Source organism: Streptomyces sp. NRRL S-31, assembly GCF_000718775.1.
GTDB lineage: Bacteria > Actinomycetota > Actinomycetes > Streptomycetales > Streptomycetaceae > Streptomyces.
On record NZ_JOCB01000109.1, the window covers coordinates 1 to 25,260 of the forward strand.

Sequence of the window (25,260 nt, forward strand, 5' to 3'; positions counted from 1 at the left end):
GGCGCCCATCCGGCGGTAGGCGTCGGGGTTCTTCAGGAAGTCCACGACGTCGTTCAGCTCGCCCTCGACCTCGTCGATGCCGGCCACGTCGGCGAAGGTGGTGCGCTTCTGCCCCGGCACCAGCTCCACCGGTTTCGGCGGCGCCTTGCGGCCGAGCATGCCGCCCGGGCCGCCGAGCCCCGCCCGCATCCGCCGCGCGATGAGCACCCACACGGCGATCAGCAGCAGCATCGGGGCCAGCGAGAGCAGCAGGTTGGCGAGGAAGCTCCGGTGCTGGACGACGGGCTCGGCCGTGACGTTGACCTTGTGCTTGGTGAGGTTGGCCCACAGGTCGTCGTGGGCGAAGGACGGCCGCTCGGTGTTGAACTTGGTGTACCCGCCGCCGCCCTCGGGGTTCTTCCGCTCCTTCTTGAGCTGGCCCTGGATGGAGTCGCCCTTGGCGTAGATCTTGTCGACGTTGCCGTCGGTCACCTGTCTGCTGAACTCGGTGTACGAGATCGTCGGCTCGTTGGCCTGGTCGAAGTAGGACAGCACCAGGTTCGCGATCAGGTACACGATCAGCGCGGTGAGGATCAGCCGCCACCAGCCGCCCCCCATCCTCCCCCCGCCGGACGGCTGTCGCTGCGGCTCCTCCGGGGCGCCCTCGGTACGCCAGGGCTGGTCCGGCGACTTGCGCGGCGGAGCGGGGTTGGTCATACCCGGACGGTACGACACCGGCCCGGCCCCGGCACGCCCAGGGGCGCCCCTCCTGAAAGGGGCGCCCCTGGCACGGCGGAACGGGTCCGGTCAGCCCATGAACTTCTTGAACTCGTCGGGCAGCTCGAAGTCCTCGCCGGCCTGCTGCGGCAGCCCGAAGGCGTTGCCGCCCTGCGCGGCGGCCTCGCGGCGCTGGGCCGCCTCCAGCTCCTGCTGCCTGCGCTTCATCGGGTTGCCGGAACGCTGCTTGCCCTTGGCCTTCTTCTGCTGCTTCTTCTGCCGGCCGGGGCCGCCGCCCATGCCCGGGATGCCCGGCATACCCGGCATCCCGCCGCCCTGCGCCATGCGGGACATCATCTTGCGGGCCTCGAAGAACCGCTCGACCAGGTTCTTGACCGCGCTGACCTCGACACCGGAACCCTTGGCGATGCGGGCGCGGCGGGAGCCGTTGATGATCGTCGGGTCCTGGCGCTCGGCCGGGGTCATCGACTTGATGATCGCGGCGGTGCGGTCGACGTCCCGCTCGTCCAGGTTGGCGATCTGGTCCTTGATCTGGCCCATGCCCGGGAGCATGCCGAGCAGCTTGCTGATGCTGCCCATCTTCCTGACCTGCTCCATCTGGGACAGGAAGTCGTCCAGGGTGAAGTCCTGGCCCTTCTTGGACGCCAGCTTCGAGGCCATCTTGGCGGCCTCTTCCTGGCTGAAGGTCTTCTCCGCCTGCTCGATCAAGGTGAGCAGGTCACCCATGTCGAGGATGCGGGAGGCCATCCGGTCCGGGTGGAACGCGTCGAAGTCGTCCAGCTTCTCGCCGTTCGACGCGAACATGATCGGCTTGCCGGTGATCTGCCGGATCGACAGGGCCGCGCCACCGCGGGCGTCACCGTCGAGCTTGGAGAGGACCACGCCGTCGAAGCCGACGCCGTCGCGGAACGCCTCGGCGGTGTTGACGGCGTCCTGACCGATCATCGCGTCGACGACGAACAGGATCTCGTCGGGGCGCACGGCGTCCCGGATGTCCGCGGCCTGCTGCATCATCTCGGTGTCGATGCCGAGGCGGCCGGCGGTGTCCACGATCACGATGTCGTGGACCTTGGACTTGGCGAAGTCGATGGAGTCCTGGGCGACCTTCACCGGGTCGCCGACGCCGTTGCCCGGCTCGGGCGCGTACACCGCGACGCCGGCGCGCTCGGCGACGACGGTCAGCTGGTTGACGGCGTTCGGGCGCTGGAGGTCACAGGCGACCAGCAGCGGGGAGTGGCCCTGCTCCTTCAGCCACCGGCCGAGCTTGCCCGCGAGGGTGGTCTTGCCGGCGCCCTGGAGACCGGCCAGCATGATCACGGTCGGCGGCTGCTTGGCGAAACGCAGCCGCCGGGTCTCGCCGCCGAGGATGGTGACCAGCTCGTCGTTGACGATCTTGAGGACCTGCTGGGCCGGGTTGAGGGCCTTGGAGACCTCGGCGCCCAGCGCCCTTTCCTTGACGTTCTTGATGAACGTCCGGACGACGGGCAGGGCGACGTCCGCCTCGAGGAGCGCGATACGGATCTCGCGCGCCGTGGCGTCGATGTCCGCCTCGGAGAGCCGTCCCTTGCCGCGCAGGTTCTTGAAAGTCGCTGACAGGCGATCGGAGAGAGTGTCGAACACGGCGCTCGCGGTCCTCGGGGTCGGTGACGGTCTTGTAGGAATCGCCCTCCAGGGTATCCCGGCGCCGGAGGCACCGGGGCAGGGTCATCCCCGCAGCGTCTCCTCCAGGGCCCGGGCCGTCGCCACCGCGTCCCGCTCGGGCAGGGGCGCCCCGGCTCCCGTGGTGACGTAGAACGCGTCGACCGCGTTGGCGCCCAGCGTGCTCACGTGCATGCTCCGCACCCGCACCGCCGCCTTCTCCAGGGCCGCGCCGATGCGGTGCAGCAGGCCCGGGGCGTCCTGGGCGCGGACCTCGATGACCGTGGCGTGCCGGGAGGCGGCCGGGGCGACGGTGACGCGGGGCGGCGGAGCGGGCCAGCCGCGGCGGCGGGGGTAGGCCGCGTCCCGTTCGGCGAGGCGGCCGGCGATGTCCAGGGAGCCGTCCAGGGCGCGGGCCAGGTCGGCGCGGAGCCGCGTCGCCTGGGGCAGGGAGCCGTACTCGGCAGCGACCCGCCAGTCGAGCAGGAGGATCGTGCCCTCGTCGTCCACGTCCCGCGGCAGCTCCAGGGCGCGCAGTTCCGCGGTGCGGACGGTGAGGCGGTGCACCGCGAGGACGCCGGCGACCGCGGGCAGCACGCCCGGCCGGTCGGGGACGGCGATGAGCAGTTCGACGCCCAGGGGCTCCGGATCGCCGGGCTGTTCCCCGTCCGGCGCCGGTTCGCTCCGGGCGCGCAGGGCGAGGACCGGGCCGCCGGTGCGATGGGCCTCGATGGCCAGGCGTTCCTGTTCGGCGGAGGGCGCGGCGGGCTCGGGTTCGCCGGGGGTGTCGCCGGCCAGGACGGCGGAGACCCGCCGGACGAGGTCGGTGACGAGGGAACCGCGCCAGGCGGACCAGGCGGCCGGGCCGGTCGCGAGGGCGTCCGCCTCGGTGAGGGCGTGCAGCAGCTCCAGGGTGTTCTGGGTGCCGACCGCCTCGGCGACCGAGCGGACGGTGGCGGGGTCGTCCAGGTCGCGGCGGGTCGCCGTCTCGACGAGGAGCAGGTGGTGGCGGACGAGGGTGGTCAGCACGGTGACGTCGGCGCGGTCGAAGCCGATCCGGGCGGCGACGTCCTTGGCGATGATCTCGCCGGCCACCGAGTGGTCGCCGGGCCAGCCCTTGCCGATGTCGTGCAGCAGCGCGGCGACCAGGAGCAGGTCGGGGCGGCCGACCCGGCGGGTGAGCGCGGAGGCGCGGACGGCGGTCTCGATCAGGTGCCGGTCGACGGTCCAGAGGTGGACCGCGTTGCGCTGGGGGCGGCAGCGGACCCGTTCCCAGTCCGGGATCAGGCGGCTGACCAGGTCTTCCGCCTCCAGTGCCTCCCAGACGTCGATGGTGGGGCGGCCGGAGCCGAGCAGGGTGACCAGCTGTTCGCGGGCCTCGGCGGGCCAGGGGGTGGGCAGCGGGCGCGCGGTGGCGGCCAGGCGCCGTACGGCGTGCGGGGAGAGCGGCAGGCCGGCCTGGGCGGCGGCGGCCGCGGCGCGCAGCGGGAGCACGGGGTCGCGTTCGGGGCGGGCGGTGCGGGCGAGCACGACCTCGCCGTCCTGTTCCACCACCCCCTCGGCCAGCGGTGACCGTTCGGCGGTCGGCTTGCCGCCGCTCCACATGGCGCGCAGGCGCGGCCGGACGGCGCGGGAACGCAGCACGCGCCCCACTTCGCGCCAGGTGACGTCACTGGCGTACGAGATGACCCGCGCCGACTCGTAGACCTGCCGCAGCAGGGTGTCGGCGTCCAGCACCCCCAGCCCGGCGGCCACCTGGTCCTGTTCCTGGAGGGCGAGCCGGTCGGTGGCGCGGCCGGTGGCCAGGTGGAGGGCGTCCCGTACGTCGAGCAGCCGGCGGCGGGCGTCGTCCAGTCCCTCGCGCGGGGCGTCGGCGAGCCAGGAGGCGGCGACGGCGCGCAGGGCGGTGGCGTCGCGCAGGCCGCCGCGGGCCTCCTTGAGGTCGGGTTCCAGCAGGTAGCGGAGTTCTCCCTGGCGTGCGGCGCGCTCCGCGCACAGGTCCCGCAGTTCGGGCAGGCGCCTGGGGGCCTGGTTGCGCCAGTCGGCGAGGGCGGTGGTGCGCAGGCCGGCGGTGAGCCGGGGGTCGCCGGCGAGGTGGCGGGCGTCCAGCAGGCCGAGGTGGACCTTCAGGTCCTCGGCGGCCGTCCTGCGGGCCTCGGCGGGGGTGCGGACGGAGTGGTCCAGGGAGAGGCCGAGGTCCCAGACGGGGTACCAGAGCCGGTCGGCGAGGGCGGCGACCGCGCCGGGATCGGAGCCGTCGTGCAGCAGGACCAGGTCGAGGTCGCTGCGCGGGGACAGCTCCCCGCGGCCGTAGCCGCCGACGGCGACGAGCGAGACGCCGGACGGCGGGCCCTCCCCCCGCCCGTCGGCGCCCTCGCCCGGCGGGCGCTCCGTTCCTGCCCGTCCCTCCCGGCGCACCGCCGTGGTGAACAGCCCCGCGAGCCAGTCGTCGGTCAGTTCGGCGAGGGCCGTACGGCGCGACGGCCCGGACCGCGCCTCCTCGGTGAGGAGGCGCAGCCGGGCCGCCGCGTAGCCGCCGGGTCCCGAGCCTTCCGTCCCTGTGCGCGTTCCCGTACCCGTCACCGAGCGACTCCTGTCCTGTTGCCCCTGCTCAGAGTGCGTCCGGACCGCGTTCGCCGGTGCGCACCCGGACGGCCGTCTCCACCGGCAGCGACCACACCTTGCCGTCTCCGATCTTGCCGGTCCGGGCCGCCTTGACGATGACCTCGATGAGCTGTTCGGCGTCGTCGTCCTCGGCCAGCACCTCGATGCGGATCTTGGGGACGAGGTCGACCGTGTACTCGGCGCCCCGGTAGACCTCGGTGTGGCCGCGCTGCCGGCCGTAGCCGCTGGCCTCGGTGACCGTGAGTCCGTGGACCCCGAAGGCCTGGAGGGCCTCCTTGATCTCGTCGAGCCGGTGCGGCTTCACGACGGCGGTGATGAGCCTCATGCGTCGACCTTCCTGTTCTGCGCGGCGGCCGGGGACGGGGCGGCGGTCCCGATGATCCCGCCGCCGGCGCCGCTGAAGTCGTATGCGGTCTCGGCGTGCTCGGCCCGGTCGATGCCGGAGACCTCCTCGTCCTCGGTGACGCGCATGCCGAGGGTCTTGTCCAGCAGGAAGGCGAGGACGGCGGAGACGACCAGGGAGTAGGCGAGGACCGCGAAGACACCGGCGCACTGCTTCCACAGTTGGTCGAAGGAGTGGTCGCCGTAGAAGACGCCCGTGGCCGTGGACTGGCCCTTGCCGGTGGCGAAGAAGCCGATGAGCAGGGAGCCGATGATGCCGCCGACCATGTGGACGCCGACGACGTCGAGGGAGTCGTCGTAGCCGAACCGGAACTTCAGGCCGACGGCGGCGGCGCACGCGACACCGGCGATGGCGCCGACGGCGATCGCGCCGAGCGGGGAGACCGCGCCACCGGACGGGGTGATCGCGACGAGGCCGGCGACCGCGCCGGAGGCGGCGCCGAGCGTGGTGCACGCGCCGTGCCGGAACTTCTCGTAGGCGAGCCAGGCCAGCATGGCGGCGGCGGTGGCGACCTGCGTGTTGACGAACATCAGCGCGCCGACGCCGTCGTCGTTGCCGAGCCAGGAGCCGGCGTTGAAGCCGAACCAGCCGAACCAGAGCAGACCGGCGCCGAGCATGACCAGCGGGAGGCTGTGCGGGCGCATGGGGTCCCGCTTGAAGCCGACGCGCTTGCCGATGACCAGGATGACCCCGAGCGCCGCCGCGCCGGCGTTGATGTGGACCGCCGTACCGCCCGCGAAGTCGATCACACCGAGCTTGTAGGCCCAGCCGTCGGCGCCCCAGACCCAGTGCGCGACCGGGATGTAGACGAGGGTGACCCACAGGGTGACGAAGAGCGTCCAGGCGGAGAACTTGACGCGGTCGGCGAGGGCGCCGCTTATCAGGGCCGGGGTGATGACCGCGAACATCAGCTGGAAGACCATGAAGACGAAGACCGGGATGGTGTAGCCGTCCCAGAGGTCCGTCAGGCCGATGTTGCTGAGGCCGATCCAGTCGGCGTTCCAGCCGAGCAGGCTGCTGCCCGTGCCGAAGGCGAGGGAGAAGCCGTAGAGCACCCACAGGATCGTGACGATCCCGAGGCTGATGAAGCTCATCATCAGCATGTTCAGGGTGCTCTTGACGCGGACCATGCCTCCGTAGAAGAAGGCCAGGCCCGGGGTCATGAGCATCACCAGGGCGGAACAGATGAGCATGAAGCCCGTGTTGGCTGACGACAGTCTGGGTGCGTCCGCCGCGAGCATGATGGCTGGTGCCATCGGCGTCTCCTCGTCGGTTGGTACGGCGCCGTGCGGGCGGTGCCTGAGCGGTCCGGTCGGTTGAGGGGTGGGCCGGTTATGCGCCACGAGACTGGCGCAGCGCGGTTTCCGTGGAAGCCCCTCGATGTTTCGCCGGGGTGACGAAGACGCCGTGCGTGTTACGCGTCGGTGAAGTGCGAGATGTCCGGCCGCGCGCTCGTTATCGTGGCGCGACCTTCCCTTGGGGGACGGGGAACCGGCCGCGGCGGGCCTCTCGATGACCTGGCATGGGGGAGCCGAGTCGGGCAGTTCGGGAGGCCCGGCCGCGGCCGGGGCTGGTGGTGGCGGGAGTGGTCAGACCGCTTCGGCGGCCTCCGGAAGGTCGACTGTGAGCTTGTCGGAGAGGTCGACGACGACGGCGAGGTCGCCGTGGTCGCGTACGGCTGTGTCGACCGTCTTCCGGATACGGGTGTTCACCCGCTCGGAGCGGACCTTCTTGGCCACCTCCATGGCGCGGACCGCGTACTCCGTGCTGCGCTCGGGTTCCCGCTGGAGCAGTTGCACGGTGGCCATGCCGATCAGGTTGAGCGCGTAGGACCGCTGGTGCTCGGTGTCCTCGGCGAACAGCTCCACGGCCCGCCGCATCAGGGGCTCGGCGAGGGAGGCGTAGGTGGGGCTGCGGCCCGCGACGTAGGCGAGGTCGCGGAAGGAGTGGGAGTTCTCGCCGTACAGCTCGGCCTCGGAGAAGAAGCGGATCCAGTCGGGGTCCGGCTCGTCCCACTCGTCGGCCTCGGCGAAGGTGTCCTCGGCCATCCGGACCGCGCGCTTGGTCTTGCCGGGCTGGCCCATGTTGGCGTAGGCGCGGGCCTCCATCGCATACAGCATGGACTGGGTGCGCGGGCTCGCGCAGTCCCGGCTGCCGTACTGGGCGAGGTGGATCAACTCCAGGGCGTCCTCGGGCCGGCCCAGGTGGATCATCTGGCGGCTCATGCTGGACAGGATGTAGGAGCCGAGCGGCTTGTCGCCCGCCTCCTTGGCCGCGTGCAGGGCGAGCACGAAGTACTTCTGCGCGGTCGGCTGGAGACCGACGTCGTACGACATCCAGCCGGCCAGTTCCGCCAGCTCGGCGGCGATCTGGAAGAGCTTGCGGGTGGTGGCCTCAGGCTGGGGCTCCTGGAGCAGGTCGGTGACCTCGTGCAGCTGGCCGACGACCGCCTTGCGGCGCAGCCCGCCGCCGCACTGGGCGTCCCACTGCCGGAACATGCGGGTGGTGGACTCCAGCAGCTCCAGCTCGGGCCGGGACAGCCGGCCGGGGCGGCGCGCGTCCGGCTCGGGCACGGGCTCGGCCGGGGCTGCGGGGGCCGGGGTGGGCACGAGCCAGCGCTGCATGGGCTCGACGAGGGTGGGGCCGGCGGCCAGGCCGAGCGAGGTCCCGAGGAAGCCGCGCCGGGCGAGCATCAGGTCGCTGCGGGAGAACTCGCCGAGCAGGGCGACCGTCTGCGGTCCGGTCCACGGCAGGTCGACACCGGAGGCGGCGGGCGACTGCCGGGCGGCCCGCAGGCCGAGGTCCTCGATGGAGACCACACAGCCGAAGCGCTCGGAGAACAGCTCGGAGAGGATGCGCGGGATCGGCTCGCGCGGGTTCTCCCCGTCGAGCCAGCGGCGCACCCGCGAGGTGTCGGTGGAGATGTGGTTGGCACCCAACTGGCGTGCCCGGCGGTTCACTTGGCGGGCCAGCTCGCCCTTGGACCAGCCGCTGCGCACGAACCACGAGCCGAGCAGCTCGTTGGGGCGCTTGTCAGCGTTCGTCCCGCCACCGCCGTTGCCGCCCACTGGAACGCCCCCAATCCTGAGACCACTCGCCGTCGAGTGCGCCAAGCCCTATCAGAATGCCGGTAAATACGGTCTCCCGTCCGCCGGTTCTCACCCTTCGAACGAGACGACGGCTTGCCTCCGGCATACCCACGAGTGCGCCGCCTCCGGGGCCCGTGCACTCACAGTAATCCCACGATCACCCGTCCAGCCACGGGGATCCCAGAAACGCCACCATTCGCCACCCCTTCGAATGAACTCCCGGTCAGCCACCCACGGTTCACTTGACAGAGGGCGCGCGGAGGTCGGCGGAGCGATGCGCGCGGGGGCGCGTGATTCCCGGTATGCCACCCGGTGCGCTTCAAGGCGCCGCCTTGTCCGCATCGCCGCCCGGGCAGGCGGAGCCGTAGCGTTACGTTCCGCTTCCGTCTCGCTCCGTGTCGTAACCACCGGCGCGCAGGACCCGTTGGAGGGAGCATGGGTTTCACGATCGGCGGCATGCGCGAGATCCGTTCCGGCACGCGTCGGCGCGGACGCCTGGCGGAGTGCACCGCCGTGGCCGAGTTCACCGGGCTGTGGGGCTGGGACGTGGTGCCGGGGGCGCGGGCCGCCGGGGGCGCCTGTTCGTGCGGGCGGTCCGACTGCGCGGCGCCGGGCGCGCACCCGCTGGAGTTCGCGCCGCCCGTACCGGCCGGGGCCACGCTGGACGAGGTGAGCAAGACCTGGGCCGGGTTCCCGGGGGCGGCGGTGATGCTGCCGGTCGGGCGGGCCTTCGACGTCATCGAGGTCTCGGAGCCGGCCGGCCAGCGCGCCCTGGTCCGGCTGGAGCGCATGGGTCTCCCGCTCGGTCCGGTCATCGCCACCCCGGACGGCCGGGCCCACTTCCTCGTCGCGCCCGGCGCCGCCGCCGACCTCCCCCGGCTGCTCTACCGCATGGGCTGGGACGACCCGGCCGCGCTGGACCTGCGCGGTCTCGGCCCCGGCGCGCACATCACCGCGCCGCCCTCCGACCGGGGCGGTCTCGGCCCGGTGCGCTGGCTGCGCCCGCCCGCGCTGGACTCGGCGACCCGTCCGCCGGCGGCACGCCTGCTGCTGGGCACGCTGGCGTACCTGGCCCACCGGTCGCGCGCGTAGCCGGTCGCGGGGCCTCCAGGGCGGGCGCGACGCGGGGGCGCCCGGCGCGAAGAGGTGTGCGGCAGGCGTACGGCGGCGTGCGGTGGTGAAAAGGCGAAGCGCCCGCCCCCATTGCACCTGGGGGGCGGGCGCTCCTGGGCGGCCGCTGTGTCCAGTGACCGTCAGTCACCGATAAGGGCATCCACGAACGCCTCCGGCTCGAAGGGCGCGAGGTCGTCCGCGCCCTCGCCGAGCCCGATCAGCTTGACCGGCACGCCCAGCTCGCGCTGGACCGCGACCACGATGCCGCCCTTCGCCGTACCGTCCAGCTTGGTCAGCACGATGCCGGTGATGTCCACGACCTCGGCGAAGACCCGGGCCTGCACCAGGCCGTTCTGGCCGGTGGTGGCGTCGAGCACGAGCAGCACCTCGTCCAGCGGGGCGTGCTTCTCGACCACGCGCTTGACCTTGCCCAGCTCGTCCATGAGGCCGGTCTTGGTGTGCAGGCGGCCGGCGGTGTCGATGAGGACGACGTCGACCCCCATCTCCTTGCCCTCCTTGACCGCGTCGAAGGCGACGGAGGCGGGGTCGCCGGCCTCGGGGCCGCGCACGGTGTAGGCGCCGACGCGCTCGCCCCAGGTCTGGAGCTGGTCGGCGGCGGCGGCCCGGAAGGTGTCGGCGGCACCGAGCACGACGCTGCGGCCGTCGGCGACCAGGACCCGGGCGAGCTTGCCGGTGGTGGTGGTCTTGCCGGTGCCGTTGACGCCGACGACCATCACGATGCCGGGCTTGCGGTCCTCGGGCTCGGTCCTGACCGTGCGGTCGGCGTCGGTGCCGACCAGCTTGAGCAGTTCCTCGCGGAGCAGACCGCGCAGTTCCGCGGGGGTGCGGGTGCCGAGCACCTTGACGCGTTCGCGCAGGCGCTCGACCAGTTCCTGGGTGGGCTGCACGCCGACGTCCGCGGTGAGCAGCGTGTCCTCGATCTCCTCCCAGGTGTCCTCGTCCAGGTGCTCGCGCGAGAGCAGCGTGAGCAGTCCCTTGCCGAGGGCGTTCTGCGAGCGGGACAGGCGGGTGCGCAGGCGGACCAGCCGGCCTGCGGTGGGCTCCGGGATCTCGATCTCGGGAGCCTCGACAACGGGGGGCTCCTCGACGACGACCGGTGCGGGGCCGCCCGGGAGATCCACCTCCTCGATCGTCCGGCGCGGTTCGTCGCGCGGCGTCTCGGCCTCGTCGCCGACATGCGGCTCGGCCGGGGGCGCGGTGATGTCGGGCGTCCTGGGGGGCGGCGGGGGCAGCGGCTTCCGGCGCCGGCTGCCCACGATCAGCCCGCCGAGCGCACCGAGCACGACCACGGCGATGACTACAGCAAGGATGACGGTTTCCATAACCCGACCAGTATCGGACATGGGGTCCGCCGGAAGCCCGTATGTGGCTTCCTCCGAGAGACAAACGCCACTTAGCGTGCCGACTCGGAGCAAAGTACGATGGTGGGGGCGCCATCCACGCGCGTAGAGTCCCCACGTCACTCTGTCCCCCCACGTCTGGCACCTCTTCCATGAGCAAATCCGTCGAGACCGAAGGCGCTCTCGAGACGCGCGGTATCGAGCAGGTCCCCGACCACGAGCGCACCGGGAAGACCCGGGAGCTGTTCCCCACCTGGGTCGGCGCGAACATCAGCGTGCTGCTGCTGACCATGGGCGCGAGCCTGGTCGTGGCCTACCACCTCGACATCTGGCAGGCGCTGATCGTCGCCGTGGCGGCGCCGGTCGTGTCGTACGGCCTCGTCGGACTGATCGGCATCGCGGGCAAGCGGGGCGGAGCGCCCGGCATGGCGCTGTCGCGGGCGGTCTTCGGGCAGCGCGGCAACCTGCTGCCCGGCGCGCTGATCTGGGTCGCGCGCTGGGGCTGGGAGACGATCAACGCGGTCACCGGCGCCTACGCGATGCTCACCATCCTGGACATCCTGTTCGGGATCGGGGCGAACAGCGTGCTGGACATGGTGACGCTGCTGGTGTTCGTCGTCGCCACCTTCGCGATCTCCGGGCTCGGCATCAACGCCGTGCAGAAGTGCAACAAGTACGCGACCTACCTCTTCGGCGTCTTCTCGGTGCTGGTGCTGGCGTACCTGGTGGCGAACACCGACTGGTCGAAGGTGCTGGACCACGGCGCCGGCTCCACGGCCTCCGTGATCACCGGTGTCGGCATGATCGCGGCCGGCGGTGTCAGCTGGATCCCGACCGCGCCGGACTTCACCCGCTACCTGCCGCGGACGGCGTCCTCGAAGGCGATCGTGGGTACGGCGGTGGGCGGCGCCGGCGTGGTCGTGCTGCCGATGGTGCTGATGGGCGCGGTGATGGCGGTCTCCACGCCGGACCTGGCCTCGGCGACCGACCCGGTGTCCTTCCTGGGCGAGATCCTGCCGACCTGGATCGCCGTGCCGTACCTGTGCATCGCGCTGATCGGCATGCTGCTGATCAACTCGATGTCGATGTACTCGGCGGGCTTCACCGCGCAGACCCTGGGCTTCAAGGTGCCGCGGCACTGGGCGGTCTCGGTCAACGCCGTGATCTCGCTGGTCTTCGGCGGGGTGCTGATGCTGGTGGCGACGAGCTTCATGGGCTCCTTCATCGCCTTCCTGTCGCTGCTCGCGGTCGCCTTCTCGGCCTGGGTCGGCGTGTTCGGCGCGGACATGCTGCGCCGTACCGAGTACGACGGCGCGGCGATGGCCGACACCACCCGCGCCAGCGCCTACTGGTACAAGGGCGGCTTCTCCCCCGCGGCCGTCGCCGCCTGGGCCGTCGGCCTGGTGTCGGGTCTGATGTTCACCACCTCCGACTGGTTCACCGGCCCGCTCGCGGCGAACAACGTGATCGGCGAGTACGGCCTCGGCTGGGTCGCCACGATCGTGATCTCGGGCGTGCTGTACCTGGTGCTGCCGAAGCCCGCGGAGCGACGGGCCCCGGCCGAGCCGGCCGCGCGGTCGGCGGCCGTCGACGCCTGACCACCGCCGACCGGAGCCGCCCCGTTCCGCGTAGCCATCTGACGCTGCGTCAGCTACCGTCCCCCTCCACCGCACCGCACCGGAGGGGGACTTCTCCATGCCCGTCACGGTCGTCCGTTTCAACCTCGTCGCGCCCGGCGCCGGTCCCGCCGCCCTCTCCGCCCGGCACCGGGCCGCGCTGGAGATGGCCGCGTACGCGGACGAGCACGGGATCGACACCGTGCAGACCGAGGAGCGCCACGGCGCGGAGAACAACTGGCTGCCGTCGCCGTTCGTCTTCACGGGCGCGGTGTTCGGGGCGACCCGGCGGATCACGGTGACGGTGTCGGCGGCGATCGGCCCGCTGCACGACCCGCTGCGGCCGGCCGAGGACATCGCCGTACTGGACCTGCTGAGCGGCGGGCGCCTGGTGACCGTGGCCGGGATCGGGTACCGGCCCGAGGAGTACGCCCTGCTCGGCGTCGACTGGCACCGGCGCGGCCGGCTCCAGGACGAGCTGCTGCGGACGCTGCTGGCGGCGTGGACCGGCGAGGAGTTCACCTACCGGGGCCGCAGGGTGCGGCTGACTCCGCGGCCGTACACCGATCCGCACCCCCTGCTGCTGGTCGGCGGCTCCTCCAGGGCCGCCGCCCGCCGGGCCGCCCGGTTCGGCCTGCCGTTCTTCCCGAGCGCGCACCTGCCGGAGCTGGAGGCCGTACTACCAGGAGCGGCTCGGCGAGTACGGCACCGAGGGCTGGACGATGACGCCGGCCGCGGAGACCCCGCTGCTCCACCTCGCCGAGGACCCGGACCGGGCGTGGGCCGAGTACGGCGGGCACCTCCTGCACGAGGCCCGGACCTACGCCGCGTGGCAGTCGGGCGGGGTCCGCTCGGCGGTGCGGTCGGCGGCCACGACGGTGGCGGAGCTGCGCGCCGAGGGCGTGTACCGGATCGTCACGCCCGAGCAGTGCGTGGCGCGGGGCCTGGACGCCTTGGTGCTGCATCCGCCGGCGGGCGGGATGCCGGTGGCGGAGGGGTGGCGCAGCCTCCGGCTCCTCGCGGAGCGGGTGGTGCCGGCGCTGGGGCACTGAGCGGCGGCGTCCCGCGGTGCCCCGCGCACAGCGGACCGCTGTCCCCGGTCCGGTGCCCCACGTACAGCAGACCGCCGCCCCCGGTCCGGGCAGTGACCGGGCCGGGGGCGGCGGATGGTACGAGGAGAAGGGCAGCGGGGACTTGGCCCGACTCCTCGGGACTGGGGGGTGTCAGCCCATCTCTTCCAGGGACTTGCCCTTCGTCTCCTTGACGAACTTCAGGACGAACGGGATGGAGAGCGCGGCGAACACCGTGTAGATCACGTACGTGCCGGACAGGTTCCAGTCGGCCAGCGACGGGAAGCTCGCGGTGATGGCCCAGTTGGCGATCCACTGCGCGGACGCGGCGACACCGAGGGCGGCGGCGCGGATCTTGTTCGGGAACATCTCGCCGAGGAAGACCCAGACCACCACGCCCCAGGACAGGGCGAAGAAGAGGACGAACACGTGGGCGGCGATCAGGGCGACCCAGCCCTGGGTGCTCGGCAGCTTGCCGTCGACCAGGTGGTAGCTGAACGCCCAGGCCTCCAGCGCGAGACCCACGACCATGCCGACGGAGCCGATGAGGGCCAGCGGCTTGCGGCCGATGCGGTCCACGAAGATCATCGCGATCACGGTGCCGACGATGTTGATGATCGAGGTCGTGAAGGAGTAGAAGAACGAGTCCGACGGGTCGACGCCGACCGACTGCCACAGCGTCGAGGAGTAGTAGAACGCGACGTTGATGCCGACGAACTGCTGGAAGACCGACAGGCCGATACCGACCCAGACGATCGGCTTGAAGAAGAAGGAGCCGCCGAGCAGGTCCTTGAAGGACGACTTGTGCTCGCTCTTCATCGCGTGCTCGATGTCGGCGACGCGGCCGTCCAGGTCGGTGCCCTCACCCTCGACCTCGGCGAGGATCTCCTTGGCGCGCTCACGCTTGCCGACGGAGATCAGGAAGCGCGGGGACTCGGGGATCGCGAAGGACAGCAGGCCGTAGAGGACGGCCGGGACGACCATCACGCCGAGCATGACCTGCCAGGCCTCCAGGCCCATCAGCTTGCCGCGCTGGTCGCCGCCGGCGGCGTTGAGCAGGCCCCAGTTGACGAGCTGGGAGATGGCGATGCCGACGACGATCGCGGCCTGCTGGAAGGAGCCGAGCCGGCCGCGGTAGGCGGGCGGGGCGACCTCGGCGATGTAGGCGGGGCCGATGACGGAGGCCATGCCGATGGCGAAGCCGCCGACGATGCGCCAGAAGGCGAGGTCCCACAGTGCGAACGGCAGTGCGGAGCCGACGGCGCTGATGGTGAAGAGGGCGGCGGCGATCTGCATGCAGCGGATGCGGCCGATCCGGTCGGCTATGCGGCCGGCGGTGGCGGCACCGATGGCACAGCCGATCAGGGCGATGGCGATGACCTGCGCGAGGGCCGCGGAGCCGATGTCGTAGCGGTCGCGGATGGCCTCGACGGCGCCGTTGATGACGGAGCTGTCGTAACCGAAGAGGAAGCCGCCCATGGCGGCGGCCGCCGCGATGAAGATGACGTGCCCGAGATGCTCGGGATGAGTCGATCTGGCTCCTGACTGAGGCGCCTGCGCTGTGCTGGTCACGTGTATCTCCTCGGGCCGCGGCAACGCTGCCGGGTGGGGGGGCGAGCCCTTCCAGGTCTCCAGTGGCGCACATGATCACGCCGCTCACACCTGAAGGTAAAAGCAACGTTGCAGAGACTATGCCTTCAAGTTTCGAAGTCAATACTTCAACTGATGTGAGTTTTCAGATAGGCCCCGTCACTCCGCCTTCAAGAACTGAACACAGAGTGAGATGATCTTGTAGTTGATCTCCCGAAGGCGCTAGCGCAGCCGCTGGGAGATGACCTTCGACACGCCGTCGCCCTGCATGGACACGCCGTAGAGGGCGTCCGCCACCTCCATGGTGCGCTTCTGGTGCGTGATCACGATGAGCTGCGACGCCTCCTGGAGCTCCCGCATGATCCGGATCAGCCGCTGGAGGTTGGTGTCGTCCAGCGCGGCCTCCACCTCGTCCATGACGTAGAACGGGCTCGGCCGTGCCTTGAAGATCGACACCAGCAGCGCCACCGCGGTCAGCGAGCGCTCGCCGCCCGAGAGCAGGGAGAGCCGCTTGACCTTCTTGCCCGGCGGACGCGCCTCCACGTCCACACCCGTGGTCAGCATGTTGTCGGGGTCGGTCAGCACCAGGCGGCCCTCGCCGCCGGGGAACAGCCGTCCGAAGACGCCCTCGAACTCGCGGGCGGTGTCCCGGTACGCCTCCGTGAACACCTGCTCGACGCGCTCGTCGACCTCCTTCACCACCTGGAGCAGGTCGGCACGGGTCTTCTTCAGGTCCTCCAGCTGCTCGCTGAGGAACTTGTGCCGCTCCTCCAGCGCGGCGAACTCCTCCAGCGCCAGCGGGTTGACCTTGCCCAGCTGCTGGTACGCCCGCTCGGCCGCCTTGAGCCGCTTCTCCTGCTCGGCGCGCGCGTAGGGGCGGGGCCGGTTCCGCGGGTGCTCCGGGTCCGCCGGCAGCCGCTCGCCGTCGGCGGGGGGCGAGGGCGGCACGAGCTGGTGCGGTCCGTACTCCGACACCAGCCCCTCCGGTTCGACACCCAGTTCCTCCAGCGCCTTCGTCTCCAGCTGCTCGATGCGCAGCCGCTTCTCCGCTCCCAGTACCTCGCCCCGGTGCATCGAATCCGTCAACTTGTCGAGCTCGGCCTTCAGTTCGCGGCCGGCGAAACGGGCGGCGGCCAGCTCCCGCTCGCCGCGCGCCTTGCCGGCCTCGGCGGCGGAGCGCTCCCGCTCGGCGCGGGCGAGGGAGACCTCGACATGCGCGAGCAGCTGCCGGGCACCGGAGGCGACGGCCTCGGCGACGGCCGCCTCGTGCCGCAGCCGGGCCCTGCGCTGCTCGGCACGCGCGCGTGCCTCGCGTTCGGCGCGGGCCGCCCGGTCCAGCGAGTCGGCCCGTCCGGCGAGCCCCTTGACCCGCTCCTCGTGCGTACGGACCTGGAGGCGGGCCTCCATCTCGGTCTGCCGGGCGTTGGCCCCGTCGGCGGCGAGCCGGTCGCGCACGGAGGTGTCCGGTTCCTCCTCCACCGGCAGCTCCTCGGCCACGGCCAGCCGCTCGGCCAGCTCCTCGGCCTCCCGCACGGCCTTCTCCAGCGCCTCCTGCGCGCGGGCCGCCGCGGCGGCCGACCGCTCGGCCTCGCCGGCGGCGCCCCGCGCCTGTCCGGCCAGCCGGCCCAGCTGCTGCGCCACGGCCGACTTCTCCCGGTCGGCCGCCCGGCGCCGCTCCCCGACCTCCTCCACGAGGGCGGCGGCCTCCATACGCCGGCCGTCCGCCGCCCGCTGCTCCCGGGCCAGCTCCTCGCAGCGCACCGCCAGCTCGGCCAGCTCGGCGGCGGCCTCGTCGACGGAGGCCCGCACCTCCAGCAGGCTCGGGGCGCCGGCGGAGCCGCCGTGCGCGAAGTGCGCCCCGAGGAGATCGCCCTCGGCGGTCACGGCGGTCAGCTCCGGGTGGGCGTAGACCAGTGCCTCGGCGTCCTCCAGGGTGTCGACGACCACGATGTCGCGCAGCAGGCGGTGGACGGAGGAGAGGAGTTCGGCGGGGCCGCGGACGAGGTCGGCGGCGAAGAGGGGGGTGCCGGGGCCGGTGGGGCGGGGACGCGGGGTTCCCGGATGAGCGGGTCCGGGGTGGGGCGTGCCGGGGCGAGGGGTGCCGGGGTGCCGGTCTGCCACGGGTTCGTGGCGGCGGCCCACGGGTTCGTGGCGGCCGGCCACGCCGTTGCCCGCGTCCCCGCGGGGCACCGGCCCATGGTCGTCGGACACGGGTAGGGCGAGGGCGGGTACGTCGGTTCCCCCGCCCCTGCGGAACGCCGCCCCTCCCCCGTCGGACGCGGGGGCGGCGGGGGCTCCGGCGCCGGACAGGGGCTCGGCGGGGGCTCCGGCCAGGAGGAGGGTCGCTCGGCCGCCGTCCTGTTTGCGCAGCAGTCCGATCGCCTCGGCCGCCGCCGCGGGGGACGTCACGGCGATCGCGTCCGCCGCCGCGCCGAAGGCCGCCGCCAGCGGTGTCTCGTAGCCCGGGGCGACCGTCAGCAGTTCGGCGGCGGGGCCGAGGACGCCGGTGAGGCGGTCACGCGCGCCGAGCAGTATCCCGGTGCCGTCCTTGCGGCGCAGGCCCAGCGCCAGCGCCTCGTGGCGGGCCCGGGTCGCGGCGCGCCGGTGTTCGGCCGCGGTGGCCTCCTCGCGGGCCGCGGCCAGGGCGGCCTCGGCCTCGGCGAGCAGCCGCTTGGCCGTCTCGTGCTGTCCGGCCAGGTCGGCGTCGCCGGCGTCGAGGCCGTCGACCTCGGCCTTCAGCGCCTCGTACTCCTCCTGGGCGTGGACCGCGCGCTCCCGGGCCTCGTCGCGGGCCATGGCCAGCCGGTCGATCTCGGCCTGGGCGGCCGCGGCGCGCGAGCGGGCCGCGTTGACCTGTCCGCTCAGCCGGGCGAGGCCCTCCCGGCGGTCGGCGATGGCGCGGGCGGCGTCCTTCAGCCCGCGCTCCTCGGCGGCCAGCTCCCGCTCCAGTTCGGCGCGGTGGGCGACCAGGTCGTCCAGTGCCCGCCGGGACGCCTCCAGGGCGGCCTCCAGCTCGGCCTCCTGCTCCCGGACACGGGCGGCCTCGCGCTCCAGGTCCTCGGGGTTCCGGCCGCGCGGCTCCTCGGGGGGCGCCGAGGTGGCGCTCTTGACCCGGGCGTCGGCCAGCGAGATGGTGCCGCGCACGCGCTCGGCCAGCTGGGACAGCTCGTACCAGGTCTGCTGGGCGCGCTGGAGGCGCGGGGTGAGCCGGCGCACGTCGTCCTCCAGCAGAGCCTCGCGCTGGAGGGCCTGCCTCAGCTCCCGCTCGGTGGTCTCCTTGCGCTCCTTCAGGGCCGTCTCGTCGGCGATCTCGGCGCGCAGGGCCTCGCGCAGCCGGACGAGGTCGTCGGCGAGGAGGCGCAGGCGGGCGTCGCGCAGGTCGGCCTGGATGACGGCGGCCCGGCGCGCCACCGCGGCCTGCCGGCCCAGAGGCTTGAGCTGGCGGCGCAGCTCGTCGGTGAGGTCCTGCACCCGCGAGAGGTTGGCCTGCATCGAGTCCAGCTTGCGGAGCGCCTTCTCCTTGCGCTTGCGGTGCTTCAGGACTCCGGCCGCCTCCTCGATGAAGGCGCGGCGGCCCATGGGATCGGCGTGCAGCACGGAGTCGAGCTGGCCCTGGCCGACGATGACGTGCATCTCGCGGCCGATGCCGGAGTCGGAGAGGAGTTCCTGGATGTCCAGCAGACGGCAGGTGTCACCGTTGATCTGGTACTCGCTGCCGCCGTTGCGGAACATTATCCGCGTGAGGGTGACCTCGGCGTACTCGATGGGGAGCGCCCCGTCGGAGTTGTCGATGGTCAGGGACACCTCGGCCCGGCCGAGCGGCGGGCGGCCGGTGGTGCCGGCGAAGATGACGTCCTCCATCTTGCCGCCGCGCAGCGACTTGGCGCCCTGCTCGCCCATGACCCAGCTGAGCGCGTCCACGACATTGGACTTGCCGGAGCCGTTCGGGCCGACGACACAGGTGATCCCCGGTTCGAAACGGAGTGTGGTCGCGGAGGCGAACGACTTGAAGCCGCGCAGGGTCAGGGCCTTGAGGTGCACGCCGCTGGACTCTACCCGCCGCCGCTATCCCACTCCATGAACCCCCGCAAGCGCTCGGTTTCGCCATTGAACAGGCAGGGCACACCAGACGTTGAAGGAAGTGAAAGGATGTGGGGGAAAGAAAGAAGGGACGCCGAAGCGTCCCTTGCAATTCTGCCGACCGGGTTGCAGTCGGTTGGATCAACTGAGCGGTTGATACGGGCAGCCCGATTCACTGCGACTGCTGTTGTGGAGCGATGCAGTGATCAGGTGAGCGCAGGCTCCGCCTGGTGTGCGTCGATGCTCTCCATGATCCTCTCCTGAGAGGCGGCAGTCGACAGAGCTTCGTTCTCCGCCTGGATTCGCACCAGCTCCGATTCCAGGTCCTGGACACGCTGCTGCAACCGTCGCATCTCGGCGAGGAGTCGAGGGTCGGAGCCGCCGACGTAACCGAGAAGCGCCTTTGCCATGATGGATGGTCCTCCACAATGAGTGACCGACCGATGCGGTGTGGGTCGTGAGGGATTCGCACCCGCGGTGCTTGGCACATCCGGGTGGTGCTTAGGTGCTGCTCCATGCCAAACAGCTAAGGTGCGCGGGGCTTTCAGCGTCTCACCAAAAAGTTTGACGGTCAACACGATCACGCCCTGTATTGGGGGGCGAACCGGGGCGCGCGGCCTTCGAAACGGCTGCGCTGCGACTCCTCCGGGCCCTCAGGGCGTGGCGACCAGCAGTACCAGCGGAGCCTGCCATGCCGCGCCCGTCTTGGCAACCACCAGGGCGTTTCCGCTTTCCGCACATGCCCCTGGCAGCTCGCCGCCCCCCGGGCCGGGGAGCCGGGCGGGACGGATCAGCGGATGGCGAAGCCGTCGTACCCGCCGCGCGGTGTGTCCCAGATCTCGGTGACACCGTCTACACGCCCGGGCGTGTCGCTGCCCTGGAGCCAGTCCAGCAGTCCTTGGCAGCCCTCCCGCGCCCCCTCCGCGACCACCTGGACCCGGCCGTCGGCCAAATTGAGAGCAAAACCACTCAGTCCGCCGATCTCCAGCGCCTTGGCGCGTGTGAACCAGCGGAATCCCACGCCCTGCACGTGTCCGCGCACCCAGGCGATCAGTCGTACATCCTCACTCATGGCTGCAACCTAACCGGCCGGTGTTTCTTCGGACACGTCGCCCCACGGCGAATTCAGGTACGGTCCGGACCCGTCGAATCGCATAAAACCCACTCGATCGAGTGGGTCGGGTTGATCGATGGGAGTCACTCGGCGGCGAATCCCTCGCCGCACGGGCACCGGGTCGACCGCGCGCACGAGGAAGTACCAGGAAGAGGGCAAGGGCATGGGACGCCACCGACGCTCCGCCGCCGGCCGCGCCGCCACGGGCCGCGCCACGGAGGACACGCACACGCAGGGCTCCGGCGCCGGGGGCGACGCACCCGGGCACCCGTCCGCGGGGGAACGCCCGCTGTCCGGGGACGGCGGGCCGTCTCCCGAAGGCCCGCGACGGGCCAAAACCGCACGTCCGGTGCGTACGACCCTGCTCGGGGTCTCGGTCGCCGTCGCCGTCGGCGCGGCCGCGGTGGGCACGGGCGTGCTGCCGGGTCCGGGGCACCACCGGCTCGACGGCGCCACGCACGCCACCGGCGGGGAGCAGGTGCCGGCGACGGACGCCATCAGCGACACGGCGAGGCCGCAGGGCGGCACCTCGGGCAGCGCCGACACCGGTGTGGGCACCCCTACGGCGGGCTCCACCGGGTCCGCCCGTCCTTCGGCCCCCGCGTCCGCCTCCCCCTCCGCCCCCGCCCCCGCCCGGACCTCGGCGTCCGCCGCCCGGACTCCGTCGAGGAAGGCCGCGGAGAAGCCCGCACCGAAGACCGAGCGGCCGACACCGCGGACCCAGCGACCGACGCCCAAGACCCAGCGGCCCGCACCGAAGACCCAGCGGCCGGCACCGGCCGAGCCGGCCGAGCCGGCCGAGCCGAGCAGCTCCGCCAAGCCGACCAGGTCCGCCAAGCCGAGCACGTCCGCCGCGCCCGCGAAGCCCTCGGCGCCCTCGAAGACCCCGGCGCCCACCAAGCCGTCCGCTTCCACGTCCGCGAAGCCCTCGAAGCCCCCGAAGTCCTCGGCGCCCGCCAAGCCGCCCAAGCCGTCCCCCAAGCCGAGCGAGCCGAAGGCCACCGCGTCCCGCACGCCCGCCCCGTCCCGGACGGCCACGCCCCCTACCCCTTCCCCCACCCCCACCCCGTCCCGGTCGACGACTCCGACCCGAACGGCGACCCCCTCCCCCACCCCCTCCCGCACAGCCACCAAGGCGCCGGAGTCGGGCTCCGCGTCGGGGGCGGTGTCGCGGGAGGCCGTCGCCGGGGCCGAGGTGCTCAAGCTGGTCAACGACGAGCGCGCGAAGGCCGGGTGCAGCCCGCTCGCGGCGAACTCCTCGCTGACCGGGCTGGCCGGGGCGTTCAGCGACGACATGGCCGCGCGGGACTTCTTCGGTCACACCGATCCGGACGGCAGGACGCCGTGGGACCGGGCCGCCGAGGCCGGTGTCACCGGCCTCGGCGGCGAGAACATCGCCCGCGGCCAGTCCGGCGCGGCGGCGGTGACAGCGGCCTGGATGGGCAGCCCGGGCGATCGCGCCAACATCCTGAACTGCGGCTTCAAGACCCTGGGTGTCGGCGTCCACTTCGGCCCGGGCGGGCCTTGGTGGACGCAGGACTTCGGGTACTGAGGCCACCGCCGGGAGGGCGCCGGTTCCTGCCGTACGGGGTCTGCCGTACGGGGTCTGCCGTACGGGCTCGGCAGGGGTCAGCCCGTGCAGTTCAGGACGGGGACGTCGCTGCCTGCGCAGTTGGTCGGCGTGTTGCCGTTGACCCGGCTGCCGTTCAGCACGACGAGTCCGCCGGTGTTGAGGACACCGCCGGGGGCCACGTCGGCGACGTTGGAGTTGACGTTGCTGGACGTGATGACCGTCGTACCGCCGCCGAAGTTGGCGACGCCTCCGGCGCGGTGGGCCCGGTTCTCGTTCACGTTGGTGCTGGTGATCTGGAGGGTCCCGTCGTTGGCCGCGCCGCCGCCGGCGCCGTTGACGGCGGTGTTGCCGATGATCCGGCTGCCGAGGATGGTCATGACCCCGTCGTTGGCGACACCGCCGCCGTTCACGTTGGCGGTGTTGTTCATGATGGAGGTCCCCTCGATGCGGGTGACGGTCCCCGAGCCGCCGCCGATCCCGCCCGAGAAGTTGGCGTGGTTGTTGCGGATGGCGCTGTCGGTCACCGACAGCCTGCCGCGGTTGGCGATGCCGCCGCCGAAGTCGGGCGCGTCGCCGTTGGTGATGGTGACCTTCGTGATCGCGAGGTTGCCGCTGGGGCTGACCGAGAGGATGCCGAAGCCGGCCGCGGAAACCCGGGTGATGGTGCTGTTCCGGGCGTCGATGCTGATCGTGCTGGTGATGGCCGGCAACGGCGTGGTGAGCCCGTAGACGCAGCCCGGCGACAGCCGCAGGGCCCCGCCGCCCAGGGCGTTGGCGGTGGAGATGGCGCCGGCCAGGGCAGCGGCGCTGCACGGGACGTCGGTCTGGGCCGCCGCGGGGGTGGCGGTGGCCACGACCGTCGCGACGGCTCCGGCACACATGGCCTGCGCGATGAGTGCCGACGGCATACGAGTCAACATGGACCTGCTCCTTCGGAAGTCCGGGAATCGCGGGGTGCTCCCGGCACCTGGGTCGGGGCGCCGCATCTCGGGGAGCGGAGTTGATGTGCCCTCGCCGGCCGTCGACGGCTACCGGGGCGAACGGATGGTTGCCCCGGACGGGGTAGCCGTTTCCATCCGACGGCCGATGCCCCAGGGGCGCCCACCACACGACGGCACCCCCGCACGGACCGTCTCCGGTTCGTGCGGGGGTGCCGGACGGGGCGCCGGACGCCGGCCGACGGCGGCCGTCGGGCGGGTGCGGCGGCCGGGCTCCGCTACGCGGCGGCGCGCCCGTGCGCGAAGACCCGCGCCGTCTCCGCCACCCGGCGGCCCAGGTGCTCGGCGGTGGCCGTGTCGGCCTTGTGGACGCCCTCGGGGCCCTGGTCGTTGTTGCTCTGGGCGGCGGCGCCGGCGAAGAAGCCGAGGCGGTTGAGGTCGTTCTCGGAGGCGGTGCTGCTGTTCCAGCCGGGCAGCAGGCCGAGGTTGATCCAGTGCATGCCGTGCTGGGCGGCGAGCGTCTGGAAGAACTGGAGGGTGTGCAGCTTGTCGCCGCTCTTGGAGGCCGAGTTGGTGAAGCCGGCGGCCAGCTTGTCCTTCCAGTCCTGGCCGAACCAGCGCTTGGAGGTGGCCTCGGCGAAGGTGTGGAAGGCGCCGGACGCGGTGCCCATGTAGGTGGGCGAGCCGAAGACGATCGCGTCGGAACGGTCCAGCGTCGCCCACTGTTCGTCGGTGATCTCGTCCACCTTGATCAGATGCACCTCGGCACCCGCTTCGGCGGCGCCGGCCCGGACGGCCTCGGCGAGGACGGCGGTGTGGCCGAAGCCCGAGTGGTAGGCGATGGACACCACGGGCGTGGTCATGGGGACTCCTTGTAACAGGCCGGAAGGGCCGGAAGGTGGAAAGGCGGAACGGGTGGCGGGAAGAGCGGCTCGGCGCGGAGCCGCTCGGGCAGCACTAACTTCAGGAAAGCACTAACTTGTAGCTAGTGCAACCTGGTGGGTAGCGCTGTGCGGGCGTACCCTGGTGCCATGAGCTCCGCCACCCAGGACCACGACGGCCTCGCGTACGACGTCTTCGCCAAGGCGTGCCCGTCGCGCGGGACCCTGGAGCACGTCACGGGGCGCTGGGGCGGGCTGACGCTCGGCGCGCTGTACGAGGGGTCGCTGCGCTTCAACGAGCTGCGCCGGCGCGTGGACGGGGTGAGCGAGAAGATGCTCTCCCAGACGCTGCACGCGCTGGAGCGGGACGGCCTGGTGCACCGCGAGGCCCAGCCGACCAACCCGCCCCGCGTGGACTACCGGCTGACGCCCCTGGGCCGCCAGGTCGCCGAGCGGCTGCTGGCGCTCATCCACTGCGTGGAGGGCGCGATGGACGACGTCCTCGCCTCCCGCGCGCGTTACGACGAGGCGCGCGGCGCCCTCTGACACTTCGGGCAGAAGTAGCTGGACCGGTTCATCCAGGGGCGGCGACGCATCGGCGTCCCGCAGCGGCGGCAGGGCTCGCCCTCACGGCCGTAGGCGTCCAGGGACCGGTCGAAGTAGCCGGACTCGCCGTTGACGTTGACGTACAGGCTGTCGAAGCTGGTGCCGCCGACGGCGAGGGCCGCGTTCATCACGTCGCGGATGTGGCCGAGGAGTTCCGCCGTGACCGGGCGGGTGAAGTGGGCCGTGGGGCGCTCGTAGTGGATGCGGGCGCGCCACAGGGCCTCGTCCGCGTAGATGTTGCCGACCCCGCTGATCAGCGACTGGTCCAGCAGGGCGCGTTTGACGGTGGTCCGCTTGCGGCGCAGCGCCTGGTGGAACGCCTCGTCGTCGAAGAGCGGGTCCAGCGGGTCGCGGGCGATGTGCGCGATGACGTCGGGCAGTCCGTCGGGGGTGTTGTCGTGCAGCGACAGCCCGCCGAAGGTGCGCTGGTCGACGAAGCGGAGTTCGGTGCCGAGGGTGTCGGCGAACCGGACGCGGATGCGCAGGTGCTTCTCGTCCGGCGCGTCGTGCGGCTGGACCAGCAGCTGGCCGCTCATGCCGAGGTGGGCCAGGACCGACTGGTCCGTCTCCTCCAGCGGCAGCCACAGGTACTTGCCGCGCCGCTTGGGCGTGCCGATGTGGTGGCCCTTCAGCCGGTGCGCGAAGTCGTCGGGTCCGGCGAGGTGCCGGCGCACGGCACGCGGGTGCAGCACCTCGGTCTCGGCGACGGTCCGGTGGGCGACCCAGCGCTCGAGACCGCGCCGGACGACCTCGACCTCGGGCAACTCGGGCATCGGAACCCCCGTGGGACGCGTACGGACCGGTGGATGAACCGAGCGCCCGTCCCCGACGTGGCCGACGGGGCGG

At 72.3% G+C, this 25,260-nt stretch carries 18 protein-coding genes and 1 pseudogene; 5 read left to right on the forward strand and 14 right to left on the reverse strand.

The window, feature by feature from the left end; genetic code table 11:
- From IF37_RS0132400 to IF37_RS0132425, 6 genes are all read right to left on the reverse strand, one after another.
- A partial coding sequence (locus tag IF37_RS0132400) for an ATP-dependent metallopeptidase FtsH/Yme1/Tma family protein (protein WP_037857560.1) occupies window positions 1-696 on the reverse strand: 696 nt, incomplete at its 3' end.
- 90 nt (window positions 697-786) lie between these two features.
- A complete protein-coding gene (gene ffh / locus IF37_RS0132405; RefSeq protein WP_030750852.1) occupies window positions 787-2,337 on the reverse strand; it encodes a signal recognition particle protein in 1,551 nt (516 codons plus the stop codon).
- A gap of 84 nt (window positions 2,338-2,421) precedes the next feature.
- Entirely contained in the window at window positions 2,422-4,938 is a 2,517-nt protein-coding gene (locus IF37_RS0132410; protein ID WP_030750854.1) for a [protein-PII] uridylyltransferase, read from the reverse strand.
- Window positions 4,939-4,966: 28 nt separating this feature from the next.
- Entirely contained in the window at window positions 4,967-5,305 is a 339-nt protein-coding gene (locus IF37_RS0132415) for a P-II family nitrogen regulator (RefSeq protein WP_030750857.1), read from the reverse strand.
- Window positions 5,302-6,639: an ammonium transporter gene (locus tag IF37_RS0132420; protein WP_030750860.1), complete on the reverse strand. Its 1,338-nt coding sequence runs from the start codon at window positions 6,637-6,639 to the stop codon at window positions 5,302-5,304. Before IF37_RS0132420 ends, IF37_RS0132415 begins: the two co-directional genes overlap by 4 nt.
- 333 nt (window positions 6,640-6,972) lie before the next feature.
- Window positions 6,973-8,451 (reverse strand): hypothetical protein, encoded by a 1,479-nt coding sequence (locus IF37_RS0132425; protein WP_030750863.1) that lies wholly within the window; start codon window positions 8,449-8,451, stop codon window positions 6,973-6,975.
- A gap of 456 nt (window positions 8,452-8,907) precedes the next feature.
- On the opposite strand from IF37_RS0132425, the gene IF37_RS0132430 reads away from it, so the two are divergent.
- Window positions 8,908-9,564: a bifunctional DNA primase/polymerase gene (locus IF37_RS0132430; protein ID WP_030750866.1), complete on the forward strand. Its 657-nt coding sequence runs from the start codon at window positions 8,908-8,910 to the stop codon at window positions 9,562-9,564.
- 161 nt (window positions 9,565-9,725) lie between these two features.
- Here IF37_RS0132430 and ftsY read toward each other — a convergent pair whose 3' ends face one another.
- Window positions 9,726-10,928: a signal recognition particle-docking protein FtsY gene (ftsY, locus tag IF37_RS0132435; RefSeq protein ID WP_030750869.1), complete on the reverse strand. Its 1,203-nt coding sequence runs from the start codon at window positions 10,926-10,928 to the stop codon at window positions 9,726-9,728.
- A gap of 170 nt (window positions 10,929-11,098) precedes the next feature.
- Here ftsY and IF37_RS0132440 point away from each other — a divergent pair, with 170 nt between their 5' ends.
- Together IF37_RS0132440 and IF37_RS40000 are read left to right on the forward strand one after the other, a co-directional pair.
- Complete coding sequence (locus IF37_RS0132440; RefSeq protein WP_030750872.1) at window positions 11,099-12,544, forward strand: cytosine permease; 1,446 nt, start codon at window positions 11,099-11,101, stop codon at window positions 12,542-12,544.
- A 97-nt stretch (window positions 12,545-12,641) separates the two neighbouring features.
- Window positions 12,642-13,614 (forward strand): annotated as a pseudogene (locus tag IF37_RS40000) (LLM class flavin-dependent oxidoreductase).
- A gap of 171 nt (window positions 13,615-13,785) precedes the next feature.
- Here the strand turns inward: IF37_RS40000 and IF37_RS0132450 are convergent.
- The 4 genes from IF37_RS0132450 to IF37_RS0132465 all read right to left on the reverse strand — a co-directional run bounded on the left by IF37_RS0132450 (window position 13,786) and on the right by IF37_RS0132465 (window position 20,374).
- On the reverse strand, window positions 13,786-15,204 hold the full coding sequence (locus IF37_RS0132450; RefSeq protein ID WP_030750876.1) for a sugar porter family MFS transporter: 1,419 nt from the start codon (window positions 15,202-15,204) through the stop codon (window positions 13,786-13,788).
- Window positions 15,205-15,444: 240 nt separating this feature from the next.
- Window positions 15,445-19,263 (reverse strand): AAA family ATPase, encoded by a 3,819-nt coding sequence (locus tag IF37_RS0132455; RefSeq protein WP_030750879.1) that lies wholly within the window; start codon window positions 19,261-19,263, stop codon window positions 15,445-15,447.
- Window positions 19,264-19,508: 245 nt separating this feature from the next.
- Window positions 19,509-19,712 (reverse strand): hypothetical protein, encoded by a 204-nt coding sequence (locus IF37_RS0132460; RefSeq protein ID WP_030750882.1) that lies wholly within the window; start codon window positions 19,710-19,712, stop codon window positions 19,509-19,511.
- A gap of 380 nt (window positions 19,713-20,092) precedes the next feature.
- Window positions 20,093-20,374, reverse strand: coding sequence for an acylphosphatase (locus tag IF37_RS0132465; protein ID WP_030750885.1), 282 nt, complete (start codon window positions 20,372-20,374; stop codon window positions 20,093-20,095).
- A 391-nt stretch (window positions 20,375-20,765) separates the two neighbouring features.
- Here IF37_RS0132465 and IF37_RS0132470 point away from each other — a divergent pair, with 391 nt between their 5' ends.
- The gene (locus IF37_RS0132470; RefSeq protein ID WP_253915915.1) at window positions 20,766-21,968 is read left to right on the forward strand and encodes a CAP domain-containing protein; all 1,203 of its coding nucleotides are present in this window, start codon (window positions 20,766-20,768) and stop codon (window positions 21,966-21,968) included.
- 77 nt (window positions 21,969-22,045) lie between these two features.
- Here IF37_RS0132470 and IF37_RS0132475 read toward each other — a convergent pair whose 3' ends face one another.
- On the reverse strand, window positions 22,046-22,909 hold the full coding sequence (locus IF37_RS0132475) for a hypothetical protein (RefSeq protein ID WP_158727429.1): 864 nt from the start codon (window positions 22,907-22,909) through the stop codon (window positions 22,046-22,048).
- Window positions 22,910-23,205: 296 nt separating this feature from the next.
- A complete protein-coding gene (locus tag IF37_RS0132480) occupies window positions 23,206-23,790 on the reverse strand; it encodes a flavodoxin family protein (protein WP_030750894.1) in 585 nt (194 codons plus the stop codon).
- Between the two features lie 168 nt (window positions 23,791-23,958).
- Here IF37_RS0132480 and IF37_RS0132485 point away from each other — a divergent pair, with 168 nt between their 5' ends.
- Window positions 23,959-24,354: a helix-turn-helix domain-containing protein gene (locus tag IF37_RS0132485; RefSeq protein WP_030750897.1), complete on the forward strand. Its 396-nt coding sequence runs from the start codon at window positions 23,959-23,961 to the stop codon at window positions 24,352-24,354.
- Here IF37_RS0132485 and mutM read toward each other — a convergent pair.
- Window positions 24,327-25,187, reverse strand: coding sequence for a bifunctional DNA-formamidopyrimidine glycosylase/DNA-(apurinic or apyrimidinic site) lyase (mutM, locus tag IF37_RS0132490; protein WP_030750900.1), 861 nt, complete (start codon window positions 25,185-25,187; stop codon window positions 24,327-24,329). The two genes, IF37_RS0132485 and mutM, sit on opposite strands and share 28 nt — an antisense overlap.
- Between the last annotated feature and the right edge of the window lie 73 nt (window positions 25,188-25,260).

Excerpts from the sequence above, each read along its gene's own strand:
- IF37_RS0132485 (WP_030750897.1), top strand. The coding sequence starts at position 23,959 with ATGAGCTCCGCCACCCAGGACCACGACGGCCTCGCGTACGACGTCTTC.
- IF37_RS0132430 (WP_030750866.1), top strand. The coding sequence starts at position 8,908 with ATGGGTTTCACGATCGGCGGCATGCGCGAGATCCGTTCCGGCACGCGT.
- IF37_RS0132420 (WP_030750860.1), bottom strand. The coding sequence starts at position 6,639 with ATGGCACCAGCCATCATGCTCGCGGCGGACGCACCCAGACTGTCGTCA.
- IF37_RS0132475 (WP_158727429.1), bottom strand. The coding sequence starts at position 22,909 with ATGTTGACTCGTATGCCGTCGGCACTCATCGCGCAGGCCATGTGTGCC.
- IF37_RS0132480 (WP_030750894.1), bottom strand. The coding sequence starts at position 23,790 with ATGACCACGCCCGTGGTGTCCATCGCCTACCACTCGGGCTTCGGCCAC.
- IF37_RS0132415 (WP_030750857.1), bottom strand. The coding sequence starts at position 5,305 with ATGAGGCTCATCACCGCCGTCGTGAAGCCGCACCGGCTCGACGAGATC.
- IF37_RS0132460 (WP_030750882.1), bottom strand. The coding sequence starts at position 19,712 with ATGGCAAAGGCGCTTCTCGGTTACGTCGGCGGCTCCGACCCTCGACTC.
- mutM (WP_030750900.1), bottom strand. The coding sequence starts at position 25,187 with ATGCCCGAGTTGCCCGAGGTCGAGGTCGTCCGGCGCGGTCTCGAGCGC.
- ftsY (WP_030750869.1), bottom strand. The coding sequence starts at position 10,928 with ATGGAAACCGTCATCCTTGCTGTAGTCATCGCCGTGGTCGTGCTCGGT.
- IF37_RS0132465 (WP_030750885.1), bottom strand. The coding sequence starts at position 20,374 with ATGAGTGAGGATGTACGACTGATCGCCTGGGTGCGCGGACACGTGCAG.
- IF37_RS0132440 (WP_030750872.1), top strand. The coding sequence starts at position 11,099 with ATGAGCAAATCCGTCGAGACCGAAGGCGCTCTCGAGACGCGCGGTATC.